The following is a 17,900-nucleotide window of genomic DNA, read 5'->3' on the forward strand; positions in this document are numbered from 1 at the left end:
AACATCATGCAGTTGAAGTTTTCCAATGTGGCGTTATGATCTCGGGGTGCCTTCACCCTGGAATCCCAGCCATGCGCAGCGTCGCCTACAGCTACAACCGCTTCTCCTCACCTCAACAGGCGGACGGCGACAGCATCCGCCGGCAGACCGCTTTGGCCCGCGCGTGGTGCCAGCGCCACGGCTACACGCTCGACGTGAACGCGACGTACGAGGACCGCGGCAAGTCCGGGTACCACGGCAAGCACCGCGGCGAGAGCGGCATGCTGAAGCGGTTCCTCGATGACGTCGAGTCGGGCCACATCCCCCGCGAGTCGGTGCTCTTGATCGAGAACATGGACCGCCTCAGCCGCGAGAAGCCCGTGGTCGGGGTGAACGTCCTCACCGGCATCCTCCTGGCCGGCGTGCGCATCGTGCAACTCTCGCCGGACGAGATCGAGCTCACCGAGGACTCGGACCTCTTCAGCCTGTTCCGCGGCCAGATGTCGCAGGCCCGGGGCCACGACGAGAGCAAGACGAAGGCGGCCCGCATGGCGGCCGTGTGGGGCGAGCGGCAGCGGTTGGCCAGGGAGAAGGGCGAGCGGGTAACGACGCGGCTCCCGGGGTGGTTGGAGATCCGCGGCGGCCGCCTGGAGAAGACCGCGGCGGGCCGGGCGAAGACCGTCGGCGGAACGATCGAGATGATCCCGCAGCGGGTCCGCATCGTCCGCGAGATGTTCCGGTTGGCCATCGACGGGTACGGACTCGGGCTCATCGTGAAGCACCTGAGCGCCCGCGGGTTCGAGTCGTGGGGGCCGAGCGGCGCGTGGAGCAAGGCGTACGTCCGGAAGATCCTCACGAGCCCGGCGGTTCTCGGCGAGTACCAGCCGCGGAAGGGCGGCAAGTCGAGCGGCGGCCCGGTCACCGGCTACTACCCCGAGGTGATCGACCGCGACACGTTCGCCCGCGTCGGGAAGGCGATGGAGGTTCGGAAGGACAAGCCGGGCCGGGTCGGGGCCAAGAGCCTCTCCCTGTTCTCGGGGCTGCTGTGGGAGGCGAAGACCGGCCAGAAGCTGCACGTCAGCAACCAGTCCCGCGGACCGAAGGGCAAGCGGTCGAAGCGGCGGGTGATCGTGACCGCCGGCAGCATGGAGGGCCGCGCCGCGTCGGTCGGCTTCCCGCTCGACGTGTTCGAACCCGCGGTGTTGTCGCGGCTGAGCGAACTCAACCCGGCGGACGTGCTGGGTGCCGAGCCGGAGGGGGAGGCCGCGACCATCGCCGCGGAACTGGCCCGCGTCAAGGCGTCGGTGGCGGCGCTCGTCGCGGACCTCGAGGAGCACGGGGACAGCCCGGCGGTGCTGAAGCGGCTCCGCGAGAAGGAGGCGGCACAGGGGGAACTCGCGCGCCGGCTCGCGGCCGCGCGGGTGAGCGAGAAGCACCCCAGGTCCGCGAGTTTCGCCGAGGCCAAGACGCTCATGGCGGCCGCGCGGGACGAGGCCGGGCGGTTGCGGCTACGGCAACTGCTCCGCAACTCGATCGACCGCGTGACGGTGCTCGTGGTGCCGCGCAAGTCGCGCCGGGTCGCGGTCGTGCAGATCGACTTCGAGGAGGGTTCGCGGCGGTCGTACCTGATCCACTACCAGACCGCCGGCCGCGGTCGGGAAGGGGGGTGGGAGGTGTTCGCGGTGAAGGACGCGGTGGCGAGCGCGACCGGGTTCGACCTGCGGAACCCGGACGACGCGGCCGCGATGGAGCGGTTGGTGGCGATGGGGATGGAGGCCGAGGGGACGGGCGGGAGTACGCGGGGGAAGAAGGGGAAGTGACCGGGGAGCAGCCGCCGGCCTTAGGCCTGAAGCTGGTCAGGCCGCACCCAGGGTCACTTCTTACCCGTCGGCTTCGAGGGCTCGTGCAACCACACCTTCAGGTCAAGTGCGACCACCAGCGAGGACGCAACCCGTAGCGACGGGGCGCGGACCTCACGCTCGATCGCGCTGACCGTGTTCGCGCTCACCCCAGCCTCCTCGCCGAGCTTCGCGCACGACCACCCGCGGGACTCGCGGGCCGCCTTGATCATATCTGCGAACCCGGGGACCACATCCCGGCCGGTCTGTTCGGTGCTTCCCATGCCTACACCCTACTCCGCACACCGCGTGCCGTCAAGCGGACTAGGGGTGATTATGAGAAACGGGGAATCTGTGCGGAGTAGTGTTGACATGTATGCGGAGTAGTGTATGATACAAGTGTGACGCGAACGACACCCGACCGGAGACGACGATGCACACGCTGACCCGAGCCAACCCGCTCGACACGCTGGCGAACGCTGTGACGGCCTTCCGCACTTGGGACGAGATGCGGGCCGCCATGTTGACCGGGTACGCTCCCACGATTCGCCAGGACAGTCGCCGCAATCGCCTGCTCACGAAGGCGGTGCTGGCGGCCGGATTCAAGGTGTACGTCGGCGGCGGGAAGTGGGCCAAGTGACCGGGGCGGGCCACGGAAGCCCCGTCCTTCTGGGGTGGGGTGGCCCGAGAATTCAGGCCGGACGTGAACCAGAAATTCTGTGCGGAGTAGTGTTGACAACTGTGCGGAGTAGTGTATGATATAGGTGTAAGGCCGAACGACACACACGGGGGACGCGAAATGTACGGGGCACTCATCCAGGCGACGTGCGGCGTGGTGCTGATGGTGACGGGGTTCTGGGTGGTGGGCTGCGTGATCCTGGCCGGGGCCGGGGTGACGGCCGCGATGAGCGGGCCGGACGAAGACGGGGACGAGTGAGACGACGACGCGGGCCGCTCACGTCGGGCGGCCGCTCCTTCACGACACGAGCGGGGGCGGGACGATGGCCACGATGCAGGAGATCGAGGTGTGGGTGATGGTCAACGACCAGGGCGAGTTCGTCGCCCACGAGGACGGCGACGAACTCGCCGCGGAGTACGCCGAGCGGGTCGGAGACGCGACCGAGGCCGCGGGCATCCGCCGCGTCCGGCTCACGGTCAAGGTGCCGCTCCCGGAGCCGATCGAACTGCGTGGGGAGGTGACAGCGGAACCGGAGCCGGGAGCGCTCCGGGTGGCGTGACGGGGTGAAGCCGCTACTTCTTCGGCTTCCGCGGGGCGTGCTTCTCAGTGGGCGTCTCGTCGTCAACGTCCTCTTCCGCGAACGTGTCGCACGAAATGTTCAAAGCCTTTGCCAGCGCCCGCACTGTGCTCCACGCCGGGTCAACGTCGCGCTGCTCCAGTTTGGAAACGAACGAGGTGCTGAGCCCCGCGAGACGGGCCAACGCCTCTTGCGTGAGACCAGCACGTTCGCGAAGCACCTTCAACCTGACACCGAATCCTCCGGCCATCACTGCGCTCGTGGGCATGGGTGAACCTCGGCTGCGAGTGACAACCTACGGCCAGCAATTTACGGCTGGCAATGGGGCGATGGGAATAGCCTTGCATAAGTGGCATTATGCTGCTAGTCTTCCCGACGCACAAGGTCGGCAGTTGTCCGTTTCAACGAAGAAGCCCCGGGGGAGCGCGAACTGCCCCGGGGCCGGTATCGCCACGCACCCATCTGTGAGGAAGGAGTCGCAACGAATGAACGGTATCGTAGCCACGGAAGCCAGGGCGCACAAGCCCGCGGCCACGTCCGCCCCACGGCCGAAGCCCCGGCCGAATCCGCGAAGACGCTGCCCCGAGTACATCGCGCGTCGCGACTCGACGCTGAACAAGCGCGGTCACCAGATCCTCACAACGGCCGAGTGCCTCCTGCTGATGATCGAGAACCTCCTCGACGGTGACGCCGGGGATGCTCTCACGCGGAAGCTCGTCCGGCTCGGCGTGCCCGAGATCGACGCCAAGGGGAACCACTGCCTCGGCGTGCTGGACAACCTGCTCGACGACTGCCGCGGGTTGCGGTGGGCATTGGAACAGTTCACCAGCGCGGCGTGCAGCCTGACACTGCCGACCGCCGAGCAGGAAGCGGAGATGGCCGAGGAACTTATCCAGATGGCTGCGGCTCGCGCGCCAAGGGGGTCTAGGTAATGGTCGCCACCAGCAACCCGCCCACGCTTGCGCCGACGTCGACGTCCTCGACTCACCCGGACGACGCCACGGCGATCCGCGAACTCTACGCGAGGCAACGCGCCCTCGCCCGGAGCGCTCCGAACCAGCACGCGCTCTCGCTCCTGCGCGCGGTCCGCGAGGTGAACGAGCGGGTCATCGTGTTCCTCGACAACGTTGGGCCCAACGAGGGGTGTGATGTCCTCGCCGCCGCCGGCCTGGCCGACCCGAAGGACTCGACGCGGTTCGGCGGGAACTACCTCGGAGCCTTCGTTGAGCAGGCGAATGAACTCGCCCGGCACCTCCAAGACTTCATTTGCACGATCGGGGGCGATTTGCCAGAGGTCGCGCCGGAAGGGGGTGCCGAATGAACACCACCGACACCGAACCCGACGACTGGCAAGCCCACGTTCGCCAGGCGGTCGGCGAGATCCCGTACCCGCCCGTTCGCGACGCCCTCCGCTGCGTCGACGTCGGCCCGGAGGCGATGACCGTGACCCTCCCCGGCCCGAGCGGAGATTGGGTGCTGTCCCTTCGCCGCTCGTGGTCGCGGGGCCGGCGGGAGCAACCGTGCGTCATGTTCGCGAGTACGACCGGAGCATCCTTCCGCGTCATCATCGGCCCGGGGAAGATGAAGCGGCTCCGGGCGGTGGTGATCGGGCACGTGTACATGAACTGCCCGTTCCCCGCGGGTCCGGGTGACCGGCGGTCGCCCTGACCAACTGGCGTTGATTCCGCGCGGGCCGGGGGCGACCATGTTCCCCGGCCCGGTCCTGTTCCCCACACTTTGGCGACCATGCCCCGCCGCCCGCCGCTCGCGTCGCAACTCACAGGCCTGTGGTCGCAGTTCGACCCCAACACCGTTGTGACGATCGCCGACGTCTGCAAGCGGTTCGAGATGTCCCGCCGGCAAGTCAACACGCTCATCACCTCTGGCGCTCAGCACCCTGCCCGCAAAGCACCACTCCGCCTGCGTGCCCTCAACACCATCAACGGTGCCCGAATCCCGAAGGCATCTCTTCACCGCTTCCTCAGCGAGTGCGATCCCAAAAAACTGTGTTCCCTGGCTCATGCGGCCACCATGCTCACGGCGGGCCGCTCCACGGTCAAGCGGTTCGTCGTGAAGGGGGTCGAGTTCGAAGGGAAGTCGGTACGGCTCCGGGCGTGGACCATCGGCAAGCGACTGTATTTTGCTCCCGCCGATGTCGAACGCTTTCGGACCGTGCTCGCGACTTTGGGCCGCCGGTGGAACGCGGACTTCCGTTGACCGTGATGACACTGGTGACCTTCGCGACGCTGACGACACTCGCTACCCTGTCCGTCCTGTCCGGTTTGTCTTCGTTCCGCACCATCGCCTACAAATCTCAGCACTGTACGCATCCTCGGCGAACCCAATTGGTACGCTCCCGCCCGCGGTCGGGAATGTCTGGTATGGTTCCGGTGTGACAGTGCTCTGTCACTGTGAACCGGGTCGAAACCGCGGGAGGAGAGTTATGAGCGAGCCGCTGTCTACTGGTCGGATGGCGCTCCGGGTCGGCGTCCTGGAGAGCCAGTTGCGGCGTCTGATCAAGGACCGGAAGGTTCCCTTCCTGACGGTCCAACTCGGCGCGGCGACGGTGTTGTTCGACGGCAAGGATGCGCCGGTTGTCCGCCAGGCCTGCATCGAGGCCGGGTACTTGCTGCCGGAAGCGGCCGGGGTCGGCCGTGCGAGCTAAGCCCCCTGCCCCTGGGGTCGGCCCGATCGGCCGCCAGGACCACCGCGAGCGCGTCGCCGCCGCGCAATCCGAGATCGGCAAACTGCTCACCCGCATGGCCGCCGACGCGACTGAGCCGAAGCTCGCCGCGTGGGTTCTTCGCATGACCCTTGAGGGGCGGTCGCCGGAAGCTGGGTCAGCCGAACTGAAATAGGCGTGACCAAAAACGACGCCGCCCGCGGGGCCAACCGCGGGCAGTGCGCGTGAATCCTTCACTCAAATCTTGGTGTACTGTGAGCCTACCACACTCCCCGCACGGGGACAAGGAAAGTGCGCCGCAACCATGTCCCGTGTGTGGCGTCACGGGAACCTGCCCGGGTGGAGAAGCAGACCGCGTCGTCTTCGGCTGCGCGAACCGCAGTGAAGACGTCCCCGGGTTCCACTTCGTGGCCCGCTGTCCGAGCAACGCCCGCCTCTCAACCTTCATTCGGGCCGAGGTTGACCCGCCGGTGCCGGTGTACGTCCAGAAGCTCATCGACGACATCAACCCGGGCGCTTCCTGGACGCCCCCAGCAAACCGCGGCTCCGACCCGGCCACGCTGCCGCCGTACCTCAAAGCTCAACTCGACGCCGCGAGCCCAAACGGGACGTGGCCGCCGCTGCCGAGCGAGGTGCAGAACCTACTCGACGCTGCGAGCCCGACCGGACACTACGAGCCCCGGCCCCGGGCCGCCGCGACCACGAGCCGCCACCACGATGCCGGCCAGGACGAAGGGGCCGTCATCGAGCGGACCGTGTCCTACCTCGCGACCCTGCCCGAAGCCGTCTCGGGTTCGCGCGGCTCGACTGCGGCAATGAAGGCGGCCCGTGTCGTCTGCTGGGGGTTCGACCTCGGCGAGGACGTCGGGTACGAGATCCTCGCGGCCCACTACAACCCGCGGTGCCAGCCGCCGTGGTCCGAGTCGGAACTGCGGAAGAAGTGCCGCGACGCGATGGACCCTAAGGGCGCGCCGTGGCCCCGCGGTCACCTGCGCGACGCCGACCGCGACGGCTACACGCCGGGGAAGTCGTCCACCCGCACCGGACCCCACCCGGCCGACCTCATTATCCCCGGCCTGCTCGGGTACGACCCCGTCACGCCCCCGGTCCCGCCCGAACCTGCTCCGTTGACGCCGGAACCGACCCCGCCGCAACAAACCAGGAACAGCGGGCATACACACCGTGCCCGGGTCCGCCTTACCGAGGTTGAGTACCTTGCCAACGACGCCGCCGCGGCCGCGCTGCGGCACCTTCCTGATGTCTTTCATCGGGGCGGACAATTGGTCCGCACAATCGACGCGGAGGCCGGCGAAGAGAACCACATCTGGCGGGACACCTCGACGCGGATCGTTCCCGTCTCGCAGGCGACCCTCCGGGACCGACTCACCCGCGTGGTGAACTTCGTGAAGGAGACCGGCTCGGACGCCGCCCGACAGGATGTTCCGGCAACCCCGCCCGACCCACTCGTGAAGGCGGTTCTTGATCGCGGCCGCTGGCCAGGGTTGCGACCACTTCACGCCATCGTGGACCATCCGGTCGTTCGCCCCGACGGCTCGGTACTGGCTAACCCGGGCTACGACCCGGCCACGGCGCTCTATCTCGTGGCCGGGTCCGCACTGCTCAATGCCATCGAGATCCCGGCCGAACCCGGGCACACGGAGGCGTCGCAAGCGGCCCGGGATCTCTTACACGTTGTGGCTGACTTCCCGTTCTCGCGTGACGCATACCGGGCCGCGTGGCTCGCCGCGCTCTTGACCCCGTTCGCGAGGTTCGCGTTCCGTGGCCCGGCCCCGCTGTTCCTGTTCGACGCGAACTCACCTGGCGTCGGCAAGTCGCTGGTGGCCAACACGATCGCCCTCATCATCACCGGCAAGAACTTCGCCACCTCGGATTACGTTCACGACCCCAACGAGATGCGGAAGCGGATCACGGCCATCGCCGATGAGGGCGACCGGATGGTTCTGTTCGACAACGTTGAAGGCCGTTTCGGGAACCGCCCGTTGTGCATCGCTCTGACCAGCGACACCTGGAAGGACCGCGAGCTTGGGAAGAACTCCCACGTCGTCGCCCCGCTGGTGGCAACGTGGTACGCGACCGGAAACAACCCCCAAGTCGTCGGGGACATTGCGCGCCGGATCGTTCACACACGCATGGTGTCCGGTGAGGACCAACCCGACGAGCGGCAAGGGTTCGTCCACGCGGACCTGCGGTCCTGGGTTCAGGAGTCGCGCCCGCGGCTCGTGGCGGCCGCCCTGACGATTCTCACGGCGTACATCCGGAACGGCTGTCCTGCGTCAAACCTGAAGCCGTGGGGCGACTACATCGGCTGGTCCAGGATCATCCGGGGGGCGTTGGTTTGGGTCGGCCTCCCCGACCCGATCGAAACGAAGGGCGAGTTGCGGGAGTCTGCGAACCCGACCCTCGGCGCGCTGCAATCGGTTCTGGCCGGCTGGGACCGCATCGACCCGAACCACGACGGGCTCACAGCGAATCAGGTCGTGAAGAAGTTGTTCAGCCCATCCGCTCTTGAGGACACGACGCTCGACGACCTACGCGACGCCGTGGACGCACTCACCGGCGAGGAGACGCACGCGAAGAAGGCCGGCGGGCTCGGGTACAAGTTCCGGATGTACAAGAACCGCCGTCTGGGGGGCATGTTCATCGAGACGAGCGGCAAGCAGCACCATGGGTTGGTGAAGTGGGTCGCCCGCAACGACTATGCCGCATCTACCGTTCTGCCCGATTGAATTGGTCAAGGCAATTGTACACACATGGTGTACAAGATATCAGTGGTGGGATACTGGGATCGGGTGGGATGTTTCAAGCTACGCGGGTGCGCACGCCTGCCCGCACGCACGCGTGCGAAGTCAGCCGAGTTATCCCACCCGATCCCAGTATCCCACCACTGACAACGTGTTCACTTTCAGCGAGGCGACCATGACCACCACCGCAGCCACTCGCCGCACCGACGGTGACATCCTCCTGGCCGCGGTCCGTGCCGAGCCGCTCGACGTGTCGCGCAAGCTCGCGTTCGTGGACTGGTGCGGCGACTACCCCGAGACCGTCTCGTCCTGGCTCGCCGCCGCCGCGGACCACGAACCCCTCCTGACCGTGGACGGTGTGGGCTACCCGGTCCCGATCCCGGGCAGGTCGAGATACCGCATCGGCCGCGACGACACCAGCGACCGGTTCCGGATCTGGCGGGACACGCTGTTCAACCGGCCCACGGAGTTCGGCGCGTGCGTGGCATTTCTCGCGGCCTGCACCACCCGCCGCACCTGCGACCCGAGAGCGAACAGCTACTCACTCAAACACCGCGTCGAGCGACACTACGAAGGCGCTTACCACATCTACATCCCGAACGGCGCTCTCATCGCCGCGGCGCTGCACCTCGGGTTCAAGTGCGAGCGGTTGCCCGACAGCCTCAACGCGGTCCACAACATCAGTCGCCGGTCGCCCGTGTTGCGGCCACCACCGCCACAACGGCACGAATGGGTGTGAGACTAACCTGATACTCGCACACAACTTGTATCATGCGTCGCCTCACCCGACGCTCAGCCAACCGTCGAAGTGACGTTCTTCGGGTCCTTGGAACGATTCCCAACGTCCAGCACCACCCCGGGAACTGTCGCAACTATTGACATTGTTTGTTTCATCGTCAGACACTGACCCAGCCAGACGTTAACCCAGAGGGACACACGCCATGAGGACCGGTGAGCAGTACAGCGTGGAGGAACGTGATCTGATCGTGGCGTGCGCGCTGCGGATGCGGCACATTGCCGAGCGGCCCGCTCCGCCGAAGTGGCAGACATGGAGTAGGCGGGACCACGACGACGAGGTGCAGTACGGACCGCGCTATCAGCCATCGCAGTGGTTCGTAGGCGAGGGTGGGGAGAGGATGCCTGAGAAGTACAGGACGCGGTACGTCCGTGCGTGCCACAAGCTGGAAGCGCGCGGGGTGCTGGAGATTACGACGTCCGGCGGGCGGCTTGCACACGTCAAGTTGACCGCCGAGGGTGTGAAGATCTCCGACGAGTTGGTCCCGCCGGAGAAACCGAAGCGCGCAAAGAAGGCCAAGGGGAAGCCCGCGGCCGTTGAGCCGGTGCCAGCGTCGCCGGACCAGGAGCAGGCCGAGGACGAGGTGACGGCCGCGCCGGACGCGGGACTCGAGGTCGCGGCGGATCCCGTCCCCTTGGCCAGCGACACCGAGGTGCAGGCATGAGCAGCGCCGCCGCACCGGCATCGCCCGCCCCGCGCCCCCGCGGGTTGTCCTGCCCCCTGTGCAAGGGGGTCAGGTTCATCTCGACTTCGCGCCGGCGGCCGGCCCCGAACCTGAAGGTCGTGTACCTTCGATGTGCAGGGTGCAAAGCTCGCCTCGTGAAGCACGAGAAGATCGTTTCCGTGAGCCGGACCGGAGATAGTGTGCCGGACCCCGGCACGGTTTCCTGACCTGGCCCACGTCATCTCTTGCGCTCCCGTGAGGATCGGCGAACACTGACAGAGTGCAGTGCCACCGCGTCCCACGGGAGTTCCCATGCCGACCGTCGCCGATGTCGTTTTGGACGTGCAATCGCTCCGGGCCGAGCGGCAGCGGAGGTACGAGTTCCTCGTTCAGACCCTGGCCGGCCAGGACGCCGAACTCGATCCGGGCGAGGTCGATGAGATCGTCACCCTCGCCCGGAAGACGATGCGGGATTTGGTGGCCGACGTTGACCGCCTCGTCGAGCGTCGCCGGGCCGCCGAGGTTGCCGCGACTGCCCCCGCCGTCGAGCAGGCTCAGCGCGCCGCGATGGACAAGGTGCAGGCCGTCACCGAGTCCGGCGACCTCGAGTTGGCGCGGCTCCGCGAGAAGCAGAACGCCGAACTCAAGGCCGCCATCGCCGCCCGGAACGCTCGGGTTGCCGCTGCCCAGGCCGAGCTCGACGCCGCCGCGCAAGCCGTCCGAGATGTCGAGAGCGCGGTGTTCCACCTCAAGGACAGTGCCGCCCCCGAACTCAAATCCCGCATCGCGGACATCCACATCGAGCGGAACAGGATCTTCGGCGAAATCAACGAGCGGTGCGCCGCGCTCGCCGAGTGCGAGCGAGTCCTGAGCCTCAACCCGGTGCCGCCGGATCGGGATGAGCACGTTCGCCCGTTCGGTGGCACACAGATCGACGTGGAGCGAGCCCGTGCCGACGAGCAGCGGCACCGCCGCGAGGCGAAGCAGATCGCCGAGCGGGAACAGGACAGCATCCGCGCGCACCGCCGGGTGATCGCCGAGGTACTCCAGCCCGAAGTTGCGCGGCTCGACGCGGAGATCCGCGAGGCCGAAGCCGCGCTGCTCGTGCCCTGAGTCGCGGCACCGTTACCCGTCCCCGCCACCCGCGCCGAGGTCCGCACCCGTGCCCGACACCGCCGCCATCCCGAGCCCCGAGACGGTCACCGACGACGCGGGCCACGTCTGGCGGCCGGTCGTTGACGCGGCGTTCGTCCGACGCGCGAAACTCATCGGGGTGGACGTTGCCAGGCTCGTCCGACGCGAGCCCAAAGTCCTGATCGACACCGTGGCCGGCGACGTCGAGCGGTTGGGCTCGCTCGTGTACCTCGCGTGTCACGAGCAGGCCGTCGAGTACGCCGTGAGCCCGGAAGCGTTCGCGACCCTCATGGCCGGCCGGGGCCGCACCGCGGACGTGCTCCAGGTGGCGAGCGTGATCGTTCTCGTCGGGGTCGCGAGGTTGTTCCCGGACTCCAAGTTCGGCCGCGCCGCTCACGCGAAGCCGTTCCTCGTCCCGTCCCTTCTCAAACGCTAACACAAGGTGCCGTCATGGCCGGACTCGGGGGCGACGGTGGGGGTGGGGGCGGTTCGTCGGGCGCGATCCGCGCCGGCCGGGCGTTCATCGAAGTGTTCATGAACGACAACGCCTTTTGGAAGTCGTGGCGGTCGCTCCAACAGAAGATGCAGCGCGTCGGCAAGGTCATGATCGGCGTCGGCGCGGCGGCTGGCGGTCTCGGTGCCGCGGCCCTCAAACCGGTCGTCGCCACGTTCGTGGACTTCGATGACGCCATCCGCGCGGCCGGCGCGCGGGCCGAGGCGACCGCGGACCAACTCCAGCGGATGCGTGACACCGCCCTGGAACTCGGCCGCACCAGCGGGTTCGGCGCGGGCGAGGTCGCCAAGCTGATGGGCGAGCTCGGCACCGCCGGGTTCAAGCCCGACCAGATCAACGTGATGACGGGGGCGGTCCTGAACATGGCCCGCGCCACCGGGACCGACGCGACCCAGGCCGCCGAGGTGCTCGGGGTCGCGCTCAATGGGTTCCAACTCCGGGCCGAGGACGCGACCCGGGTGACGGACGCGATGACGAAGGCCGCGAACGCGTCGGCCGTCAACATGAAGGACCTCGGCGAGTCGTTCAAGTTCGCCGGGCCGATCGCGGCCGACTTCGGCGTGAGCCTTGAGGACACGCTCGCGGTACTCGGCGGGCTCGCGCAGATGGGCATCCGCGGCGAGATGGCCGGCACGATGTTCCGCCGGCTCGGCCAGTCCATCGCCACCGGGGAACAGAAGCTCAACCAGTTGGGGGTCACCGGCCGGACCGCCGCGGGGGACTTCCGCCCGATGGTCGACGTGCTGGAGGACGTGCGGAACGCGCTGGCCGGGCTCGGCCGCGCGGACCAGGCCGTCGCCCTTGAAGACGTGTTCGGGCTCCAAGGACTGACCGGGGCGTCGGCGATCGGCAAGGGGGCCAAGAGCATCCGCCAACTCGCGGACGAGATCCACAACAGCCAGGGCGAGGCGCGGCGGACCGCCGATGCGATGGACGCCGGGCTCGGGGGCTCGATGCGCCGGCTCCGGGGCTCCGTCGAGTCGCTCGTCATCGGGTTCGGCGACGCGCTCGCGCCGACGCTGGCCACCGTGTCGGACTTCGTGACGTTGTTGGCCACCGGTACCCGCCAGTGGGCCGCGGAGAACCAGAACGTCGTCGCGACCATCGCCGGCGTGACGGTCGGGGTGATCGCCGCGGGTGGCGCGCTGGTGGGGCTCGGCGTGGCGTTCACCCTGGCCGGGACCGCGATGAGTGCCGTCCTGCTGCCCGCGAAGTTGTTGCTCGGCACCATCGGGTTGCTCATGTCCCCCGCAGTCGGGGTGCTCGCGCTCGGGGCCGCGTTCGCGACCCAGACCGAGAAGGGCCGGGCGTTCTTCGCCGGCATCGTCGAGAGCCTCGGACCGCTGAAGGCCGGGTTCCGCGAACTCAACGAGACGTTCCAGCAGTCGTGGGAGGGGATCACGGCGGCGATCGCGAAGGGCGACCTCGGCCTGGCGTTCTCGATCGGCGCGGCCGGGCTTAAGTTGGAGTGGCAAAAGGTCGTGCTGTTCTGGACCGAGAAGTGGGTGGGGTTCAAGGAAGGCTTCCTGCGCGACTTCCACGAGATGGCGAAGAAGATCGAGAATTCCGCGCCGTGGAAACTCGCGAAGGCCATCGGCGACAAGACGGCCGAGGTGTTCGAGGGCTCGGTGCTGAAGCCGTGGGAGGCCGCCGGCAAGATCAAGACCGCCGGGGACCTCGACGACGCCATCAAGGACGGGGTGGGCCTGTTCGGGGCGATGCTCGGCATGCCCGTCGACCCGGCGGCCGGCACGCCCGACTTCGCCCGGGCGGTCCTCGACATGGCCGATGCCGTTCGCGCCGCGGTGCCGCCCCCCCGCACCAGCATGTACGCCGGGGTCCTGGCCCCGTTCTTCGGCAACGACGTCGGGAACATGCTCGCGCTCGCGATGACCGACGGCATCAACGAGAAGTTCAAGACGGACCCGGACGGGTCGATCGCCAGGGCGCAAGCCGACCTCGAGGCTGCAAAGGCCGACCTTGCCGCGCTCCGTGCTGTTGCCCTGGCACCGCGCGACGGTCCGGGCGCGGCCGGCAACTTCGGCGGGGGCGGCGACTTCGGTGCAGCAATGGCGGAACTCGCGGCGGCCCGCCCGGTACTCGACGCGGCTTCGGTCAAGGGCGCGTTCATGGTCGCCGACGCCAGCCAGATGTTCGGGTACTCGGACAACATCCCACAGCAGCAACTCGACACGTTGAAGGTGGTAAAGGAGGCGGTGCTCGGTGAGAAGGGGAAGCTCGCCGCGAACATCGGGGCCGCGGTCCTCAACGGGATGCGGGCCAAGTGATGAACCCAACACCAACCACACCCGACCCCGTGACCGACCGCGACCCCGCCGCGCTGGCGGAGCGATACACGCCCTTGGCCATGAAGATGGCGCGGCGGCGCGGGGCCGTCTACCCCTGGCTCGCAGACGACTTCGCCTCCGACGCGATGTTGTCCCTGTGGCGGGCCGCGTCAGGGTGGCAGGCCGAGCGGGCGAAGGTCATCAAGTTCCCGACGTTCGTGATCCTGTGCGTTCGGAGGCTTCTGAACCAACGGATCGCGCAGGAGCGGCGGCAGAACCCCACGGCCTTCGGGTCGCGAACGGTCCAGGCCGACGACGGGGCCGAGGTGCCGCTCGTCGACCTGGCCGCCGACCGCCGTCACCCTGACCCGGCCGACGCCGCGGAGTGGGCCGACGAGGTGGAGCGGCTCGACGGGCTGCTCGGCACGCTGAGCCCGGAACGGCGGGCGCTCGTGACCCGGTACGTCTGCGACGACACGGCCGGGGAGATCGCCGCCGAGACGGGTGTGACCGCGCAGGCCGTGCGGGACACGGTGTACAGGTCGCTGCGCGCACTCAGGACCGCGGCGGGGTGATTGATGTGTCCCGACACCAACACCGAACCGCCGACCGTCGAGGGGCTGTGCGTCACGTTCCACCGGGTCGCCCGCCGGTTCGCGCTGGAGCGAGCCAGGACGTACCCGCACCTGGAGACCGAGTTCGTGAGCGCGGCGAACTTCGCGCTCTTCACCGGCGCGCAGTGCTACGTGCGAAAGGGGCCGCAACTATGGACGCGGATGCGGTTCGCAGTCTGGTTGTCGATCTGCGTCGCGCGGAAGTGCCAGGCTGTCGTTGCGAAGGAGAAGACCCGGAGCCCCACGAGCTTCGAGGTTCACGGGCCGAACGAGTGCCGCCATGTACCTGCTCCTGGCCCGCCGTTCGATGAAGTGGTGGCCGACGCCGAGGAGCAGTGGGCTGATGTCGAGACCGCGGTGAGGCTGCTCGACGTGCTGGACGAGCCGCGCCGGGAGTTGTTCTTGAGGCACCATGCGGACGGCGAGTCGATGGGTTCCCTGGCCCGCGAGCGTGGCGTCAACACGTCCACCGTGGCCTACCACCTGAAGTTCGCGATGGCGAAGGTGCTCGCGGCCGCCGACGCGCTGAAGTTCTGACCACAACACGCGGGCCAGGTCCCCGGACCACACCGCCCACTACCCAGAGGAACCACGTCATGCCGATCGACCTGAACAACTTGCCCGCGACGATTTTCTTACATGAATCCGCGCACGCGGTCGTTGCGTGGCGGTGCGGGCTCGACGTCCACAGCATCCAAATCAGCGCCGACAACCAGGAGGGGTACACCGTCATCGCGCACCAGGGCTCGCCGATCGAACTCGTCGTCGTGGGGATGTCGCAGGCCGCGGGGATCCTCGTGAACGAGTGGGCCGGCGAAGCCTACGGGGGGGTGTACGACCGCGAGGATCTCGACACGCTCCAGCAGCGATACCAGGAGATGACCGGGCAGGCCATGCCCGACGTGTTCCAGGGTGCTCGTAACGTGCTCAAGGACGCCGGCGCGACGGAGGAGGTGCTGCGGCTGGCGGCCGCGCTGGTGCCGGGGGTGACGTACACCGGGGAGCAGGCCAGGGCGATGGCGACGGGGCAGGGATCGCCCGCGGCGGTGCAGAGTGGATCGCAGCAGGGGTACACGCCGGCCGCCGCGAGCGGCACCGACGCCGCGTACATCCAGTACCTCGACTTCATGCTGAGACGCTGACCGTCGCGAGCGCGAACGTGGTGCCTGCCTCGGTGGTGCGGGGCAGACGGGCCGCTCGGTACAGTGCCGGGCGGCCCGCGTCACTTCGAGGGTTTAGCTGCAGAACTCTTATCATCACTAATCACAACGTGAGGTTTGATCTCTAAACACTCCTTGACGTATTTAGCGTTCTGCTCAAATCCCGCCGGCCGCCAATGAAACTCCACAAGTCGCAACTTGTCGCGAGGCATCTGATCGTAACTCTGAGATCCAACAAGGCGACAGAGGACCTCGACGCGGCAGGTGCTCTTGCGGTCCTTATCTGGGAAGTCCTTCCAGTCATGACGAGTCATGAGACTTAACACTAATGGTGTAAAAACTATATCGGCGAGTTGTCCAGGCATTAGCTTTCCGAAGCTTGTTAATTCGTAGTTGGTAGAATCGTAGAAGTACCGCGGAAGAGGAAAAATCTGCTTCACTCCGACGCCGTATTTCTCGCATTCCAAATGCGTGACATCAACCTTGATCACGTCGATAGGCTCAGATCCCGTGTTCTTGATCCTGACACGGGGCGACCACGCCATCAACTCATCGACGCTTTCGACACGAAACACGTTCTCTTCGTAGCCATCCTTCTTCCGGATGAATCTTGATGGTGTTGCGGGCTTCCCGAGGTTGTCACTGACAATATCGAATAGCGCCTGCACTTTGCCCGAACCGCGGTCCTGACTGATCTTGGTAAGGTTGTTGGCTGTGACGGACTCGTTCCATGCAAAGCCTGCGAAAACTGCTGAAGCGAAGCTAAAAACTAGCGCAATTACAGAGATGGTGTCGGACCGATCCCACCTTGGCTTATGCTGGGGCGACTCAAGCGGCGTTGTGGGGGCGGGAGTTGGTAGTTGAGGTGACGTTTGATGGGTTGGTGGTTGCTTCTTGTTCTTGCCGGGCATCACGACCTCCAAGGGCATCATTTCTGCACATATTAGCCCGTCATGCTAACCATCCGATCACCAAGACGCAATCACGGTAGCCTTCCGACATCCTGTCGTTTCCTTTCGAGCTCGCCCCGCTGGTCCGGAAACTCTCGTTTGGCTCGTCACCGCACCCTCGCCCGCCCTGGCTCACCTCGCGGCCCGCGTCGCTGACGACCCCGCGTGCCTGGCCCACGTGCTCGGGCAGTACCAACGCGCCGCAGGGCTCACAGACGCGGGGCTTGCGGAGCGGCTGGGGTGCGATGCTGGCGCGTTGGGGCGGATACTCGATGTCGCGTGATGCTCAAATGCTGTTCGTTCACTGTGAGGAAACAAACCTCGTCTCAATTTGGCCCTCACCGACCTGCACCGGCGCGTAAGTGTAGGTGCGCCCGCGATTCTCGATCACAAAATGGGAAACGATTGGCGGCCGAACCACTTCGACTTTAAACCGGATGTTGAGTTCGCCACGAAGAATACCATCCCCGCTCACTGTCAGTTCATTGGGCTTGAAGTGACGAACAGAAGACGCCTCGAAATCGTACACGCCTTCAACTGCGTCCGCTGACGCGAACGATGCAAGGCGTTGATTACAAGTTTCAAGCACCCAGGCTATTGTATACTCTTTGAGAGTTGTTGATTGGCCTCCAGTGAGAACTGGAACTTCCAGATCCAATCCGCCCCTGTCAGCTTCACCGTGCAGAGACAAGGTGATCTGGGCGGTGGAGAGATCCTGCCGCAAAACGTGAAACTCAACTGGGACAGGTCGCGATGCGAGATCTTGTTCGGTCGCGATCCGCAGGGTAATGCGCGGGTCTTTCTTGGCTTGGGCCTCAGCATCGGAAGTAAACGATCGAGCAACAAAGATTCCTTCTTGCGCTCGTGTTGCATCGATCTTCTCGGAGAAGACGATTATCTCATTCTTGTTAACTTTATCCTTCCAGTTCTTGCACTCGAAGATAAATCGAGTTGAATAGCTAGGGCCAATATCGATTTCGACATAGACATCTATCTCGTGTCGCACCCCATCTACCGCAACCACTTTCTTACTTGAAATGCGAAAAGTCTTATCGCTATAGCCTGGAACTCTTTGAAGGATACATTGCTCAATTGCGCTGACAGCATCTTCAAGTCGCTTCCCTTTCTCGCTCGCCTCGCCCATGGTTTCTCCATGTCATAGTTGCACGGTTGTCGTATCATGCGCGATCGCAACGCTGAGTGCAAGTGGGCGGGATCGCAAACGTGCAGCATGAACGCCACATTGGGAAACATCATGCAGT

23 protein-coding genes are annotated in these 17,900 nt (G+C 66.3%); 19 read left to right on the forward strand and 4 right to left on the reverse strand.

What is annotated here, in order from left to right:
* Positions 1-71 precede the first annotated feature (71 nt).
* Positions 72-1,799, forward strand: coding sequence for a recombinase family protein (locus ACTIGN_RS07730; RefSeq protein WP_439622475.1), 1,728 nt, complete (start codon positions 72-74; stop codon positions 1,797-1,799).
* Between the two features lie 53 nt (positions 1,800-1,852).
* Here the strand turns inward: ACTIGN_RS07730 and ACTIGN_RS07735 are convergent, their stop codons facing one another.
* Positions 1,853-2,101, reverse strand: a complete 249-nt coding sequence (locus tag ACTIGN_RS07735) for a helix-turn-helix domain-containing protein (protein ID WP_439622477.1) — start codon at positions 2,099-2,101, stop codon at positions 1,853-1,855.
* Positions 2,102-2,250: 149 nt separating this feature from the next.
* Between ACTIGN_RS07735 and ACTIGN_RS07740 the strand changes: the two genes are divergently transcribed.
* The 3 genes from ACTIGN_RS07740 (at position 2,251) to ACTIGN_RS07750 (ending at position 3,055) form a co-directional block, all read left to right on the forward strand.
* Positions 2,251-2,457: a hypothetical protein gene (locus ACTIGN_RS07740; RefSeq protein WP_439622479.1), complete on the forward strand. Its 207-nt coding sequence runs from the start codon at positions 2,251-2,253 to the stop codon at positions 2,455-2,457.
* Between the two features lie 159 nt (positions 2,458-2,616).
* Positions 2,617-2,754 carry a hypothetical protein gene (locus ACTIGN_RS07745; RefSeq protein WP_439622481.1) on the forward strand — a complete coding sequence of 46 codons (138 nt, stop codon included), beginning with the start codon at positions 2,617-2,619 and terminating at the stop codon, positions 2,752-2,754.
* A 64-nt stretch (positions 2,755-2,818) separates the two neighbouring features.
* Complete coding sequence (locus tag ACTIGN_RS07750; protein ID WP_439622483.1) at positions 2,819-3,055, forward strand: hypothetical protein; 237 nt, start codon at positions 2,819-2,821, stop codon at positions 3,053-3,055.
* Positions 3,056-3,068: 13 nt separating this feature from the next.
* Here the strand turns inward: ACTIGN_RS07750 and ACTIGN_RS07755 are convergent, their stop codons facing one another.
* The gene (locus tag ACTIGN_RS07755; protein ID WP_439622485.1) at positions 3,069-3,341 is read right to left on the reverse strand and encodes a helix-turn-helix domain-containing protein; all 273 of its coding nucleotides are present in this window, start codon (positions 3,339-3,341) and stop codon (positions 3,069-3,071) included.
* A 217-nt stretch (positions 3,342-3,558) separates the two neighbouring features.
* Between ACTIGN_RS07755 and ACTIGN_RS07760 the strand changes: the two genes are divergently transcribed.
* The 15 genes from ACTIGN_RS07760 (at position 3,559) to ACTIGN_RS07830 (ending at position 15,670) form a co-directional block, all read left to right on the forward strand.
* Positions 3,559-4,005, forward strand: coding sequence for a hypothetical protein (locus ACTIGN_RS07760; protein WP_439622487.1), 447 nt, complete (start codon positions 3,559-3,561; stop codon positions 4,003-4,005).
* Positions 4,005-4,394 (forward strand): hypothetical protein, encoded by a 390-nt coding sequence (locus tag ACTIGN_RS07765; RefSeq protein WP_439622489.1) that lies wholly within the window; start codon positions 4,005-4,007, stop codon positions 4,392-4,394. Before ACTIGN_RS07760 ends, ACTIGN_RS07765 begins: the two co-directional genes overlap by 1 nt.
* Positions 4,391-4,741, forward strand: a complete 351-nt coding sequence (locus ACTIGN_RS07770) for a hypothetical protein (RefSeq protein WP_439622491.1) — start codon at positions 4,391-4,393, stop codon at positions 4,739-4,741. The genes ACTIGN_RS07765 and ACTIGN_RS07770 overlap by 4 nt, the downstream gene beginning before the upstream one ends.
* A gap of 78 nt (positions 4,742-4,819) precedes the next feature.
* Entirely contained in the window at positions 4,820-5,290 is a 471-nt protein-coding gene (locus ACTIGN_RS07775) for a hypothetical protein (RefSeq protein ID WP_439622493.1), read from the forward strand.
* Positions 5,291-5,516: 226 nt separating this feature from the next.
* Entirely contained in the window at positions 5,517-5,738 is a 222-nt protein-coding gene (locus ACTIGN_RS07780) for a hypothetical protein (RefSeq protein WP_439622495.1), read from the forward strand.
* On the forward strand, positions 5,728-5,931 hold the full coding sequence (locus ACTIGN_RS07785) for a hypothetical protein (protein WP_439622497.1): 204 nt from the start codon (positions 5,728-5,730) through the stop codon (positions 5,929-5,931). The genes ACTIGN_RS07780 and ACTIGN_RS07785 overlap by 11 nt, the downstream gene beginning before the upstream one ends.
* Before the next feature lie 232 nt (positions 5,932-6,163).
* The gene (locus ACTIGN_RS07790) at positions 6,164-8,503 is read left to right on the forward strand and encodes a hypothetical protein (RefSeq protein WP_439622499.1); all 2,340 of its coding nucleotides are present in this window, start codon (positions 6,164-6,166) and stop codon (positions 8,501-8,503) included.
* Positions 8,504-8,693: 190 nt separating this feature from the next.
* Entirely contained in the window at positions 8,694-9,257 is a 564-nt protein-coding gene (locus ACTIGN_RS07795; protein WP_439622501.1) for a hypothetical protein, read from the forward strand.
* 202 nt (positions 9,258-9,459) lie between these two features.
* On the forward strand, positions 9,460-9,978 hold the full coding sequence (locus tag ACTIGN_RS07800) for a hypothetical protein (RefSeq protein ID WP_439622503.1): 519 nt from the start codon (positions 9,460-9,462) through the stop codon (positions 9,976-9,978).
* 312 nt (positions 9,979-10,290) lie between these two features.
* Entirely contained in the window at positions 10,291-11,091 is an 801-nt protein-coding gene (locus ACTIGN_RS07805; RefSeq protein ID WP_439622505.1) for a hypothetical protein, read from the forward strand.
* A 49-nt stretch (positions 11,092-11,140) separates the two neighbouring features.
* On the forward strand, positions 11,141-11,548 hold the full coding sequence (locus ACTIGN_RS07810; RefSeq protein ID WP_439622507.1) for a hypothetical protein: 408 nt from the start codon (positions 11,141-11,143) through the stop codon (positions 11,546-11,548).
* Positions 11,549-11,562: 14 nt separating this feature from the next.
* Positions 11,563-13,914 carry a phage tail tape measure protein gene (locus ACTIGN_RS07815; protein WP_439622509.1) on the forward strand — a complete coding sequence of 784 codons (2,352 nt, stop codon included), beginning with the start codon at positions 11,563-11,565 and terminating at the stop codon, positions 13,912-13,914.
* Positions 13,914-14,489, forward strand: coding sequence for a sigma-70 family RNA polymerase sigma factor (locus ACTIGN_RS07820; protein ID WP_439622511.1), 576 nt, complete (start codon positions 13,914-13,916; stop codon positions 14,487-14,489). Before ACTIGN_RS07815 ends, ACTIGN_RS07820 begins: the two co-directional genes overlap by 1 nt.
* 3 nt (positions 14,490-14,492) lie before the next feature.
* On the forward strand, positions 14,493-15,065 hold the full coding sequence (locus tag ACTIGN_RS07825; RefSeq protein ID WP_439622513.1) for a sigma factor-like helix-turn-helix DNA-binding protein: 573 nt from the start codon (positions 14,493-14,495) through the stop codon (positions 15,063-15,065).
* Between the two features lie 59 nt (positions 15,066-15,124).
* Positions 15,125-15,670 carry a M50 family metallopeptidase gene (locus tag ACTIGN_RS07830; protein ID WP_439622515.1) on the forward strand — a complete coding sequence of 182 codons (546 nt, stop codon included), beginning with the start codon at positions 15,125-15,127 and terminating at the stop codon, positions 15,668-15,670.
* Positions 15,671-15,750: 80 nt separating this feature from the next.
* Here the strand turns inward: ACTIGN_RS07830 and ACTIGN_RS07835 are convergent, their stop codons facing one another.
* Both ACTIGN_RS07835 and ACTIGN_RS07840 read right to left on the reverse strand, forming a co-directional pair.
* Positions 15,751-16,599, reverse strand: coding sequence for a hypothetical protein (locus tag ACTIGN_RS07835; protein WP_439622517.1), 849 nt, complete (start codon positions 16,597-16,599; stop codon positions 15,751-15,753).
* A gap of 340 nt (positions 16,600-16,939) precedes the next feature.
* Positions 16,940-17,782, reverse strand: coding sequence for a restriction endonuclease (locus tag ACTIGN_RS07840; RefSeq protein ID WP_439622519.1), 843 nt, complete (start codon positions 17,780-17,782; stop codon positions 16,940-16,942).
* Positions 17,783-17,900 lie beyond the last annotated feature (118 nt).

This window comes from Gemmata sp., from assembly GCF_051859125.1.
Lineage (GTDB): Bacteria > Planctomycetota > Planctomycetia > Gemmatales > Gemmataceae > Gemmata.

Coding starts and splice junctions, on each gene's coding strand:
- ACTIGN_RS07835 (WP_439622517.1), bottom strand. CDS start 16,599: ATGCCCGGCAAGAACAAGAAGCAACCACCAACCCATCAAACGTCACCT.
- ACTIGN_RS07780 (WP_439622495.1), top strand. CDS start 5,517: ATGAGCGAGCCGCTGTCTACTGGTCGGATGGCGCTCCGGGTCGGCGTC.
- ACTIGN_RS07825 (WP_439622513.1), top strand. CDS start 14,493: ATGTGTCCCGACACCAACACCGAACCGCCGACCGTCGAGGGGCTGTGC.
- ACTIGN_RS07750 (WP_439622483.1), top strand. CDS start 2,819: ATGGCCACGATGCAGGAGATCGAGGTGTGGGTGATGGTCAACGACCAG.
- ACTIGN_RS07745 (WP_439622481.1), top strand. CDS start 2,617: ATGTACGGGGCACTCATCCAGGCGACGTGCGGCGTGGTGCTGATGGTG.
- ACTIGN_RS07735 (WP_439622477.1), bottom strand. CDS start 2,101: ATGGGAAGCACCGAACAGACCGGCCGGGATGTGGTCCCCGGGTTCGCA.
- ACTIGN_RS07795 (WP_439622501.1), top strand. CDS start 8,694: ATGACCACCACCGCAGCCACTCGCCGCACCGACGGTGACATCCTCCTG.
- ACTIGN_RS07830 (WP_439622515.1), top strand. CDS start 15,125: ATGCCGATCGACCTGAACAACTTGCCCGCGACGATTTTCTTACATGAA.
- ACTIGN_RS07730 (WP_439622475.1), top strand. CDS start 72: ATGCGCAGCGTCGCCTACAGCTACAACCGCTTCTCCTCACCTCAACAG.
- ACTIGN_RS07800 (WP_439622503.1), top strand. CDS start 9,460: ATGAGGACCGGTGAGCAGTACAGCGTGGAGGAACGTGATCTGATCGTG.
- ACTIGN_RS07820 (WP_439622511.1), top strand. CDS start 13,914: ATGAACCCAACACCAACCACACCCGACCCCGTGACCGACCGCGACCCC.
- ACTIGN_RS07740 (WP_439622479.1), top strand. CDS start 2,251: ATGCACACGCTGACCCGAGCCAACCCGCTCGACACGCTGGCGAACGCT.
- ACTIGN_RS07775 (WP_439622493.1), top strand. CDS start 4,820: ATGCCCCGCCGCCCGCCGCTCGCGTCGCAACTCACAGGCCTGTGGTCG.
- ACTIGN_RS07760 (WP_439622487.1), top strand. CDS start 3,559: ATGAACGGTATCGTAGCCACGGAAGCCAGGGCGCACAAGCCCGCGGCC.
- ACTIGN_RS07805 (WP_439622505.1), top strand. CDS start 10,291: ATGCCGACCGTCGCCGATGTCGTTTTGGACGTGCAATCGCTCCGGGCC.
- ACTIGN_RS07815 (WP_439622509.1), top strand. CDS start 11,563: ATGGCCGGACTCGGGGGCGACGGTGGGGGTGGGGGCGGTTCGTCGGGC.
- ACTIGN_RS07755 (WP_439622485.1), bottom strand. CDS start 3,341: ATGCCCACGAGCGCAGTGATGGCCGGAGGATTCGGTGTCAGGTTGAAG.
- ACTIGN_RS07765 (WP_439622489.1), top strand. CDS start 4,005: ATGGTCGCCACCAGCAACCCGCCCACGCTTGCGCCGACGTCGACGTCC.
- ACTIGN_RS07840 (WP_439622519.1), bottom strand. CDS start 17,782: ATGGGCGAGGCGAGCGAGAAAGGGAAGCGACTTGAAGATGCTGTCAGC.
- ACTIGN_RS07770 (WP_439622491.1), top strand. CDS start 4,391: ATGAACACCACCGACACCGAACCCGACGACTGGCAAGCCCACGTTCGC.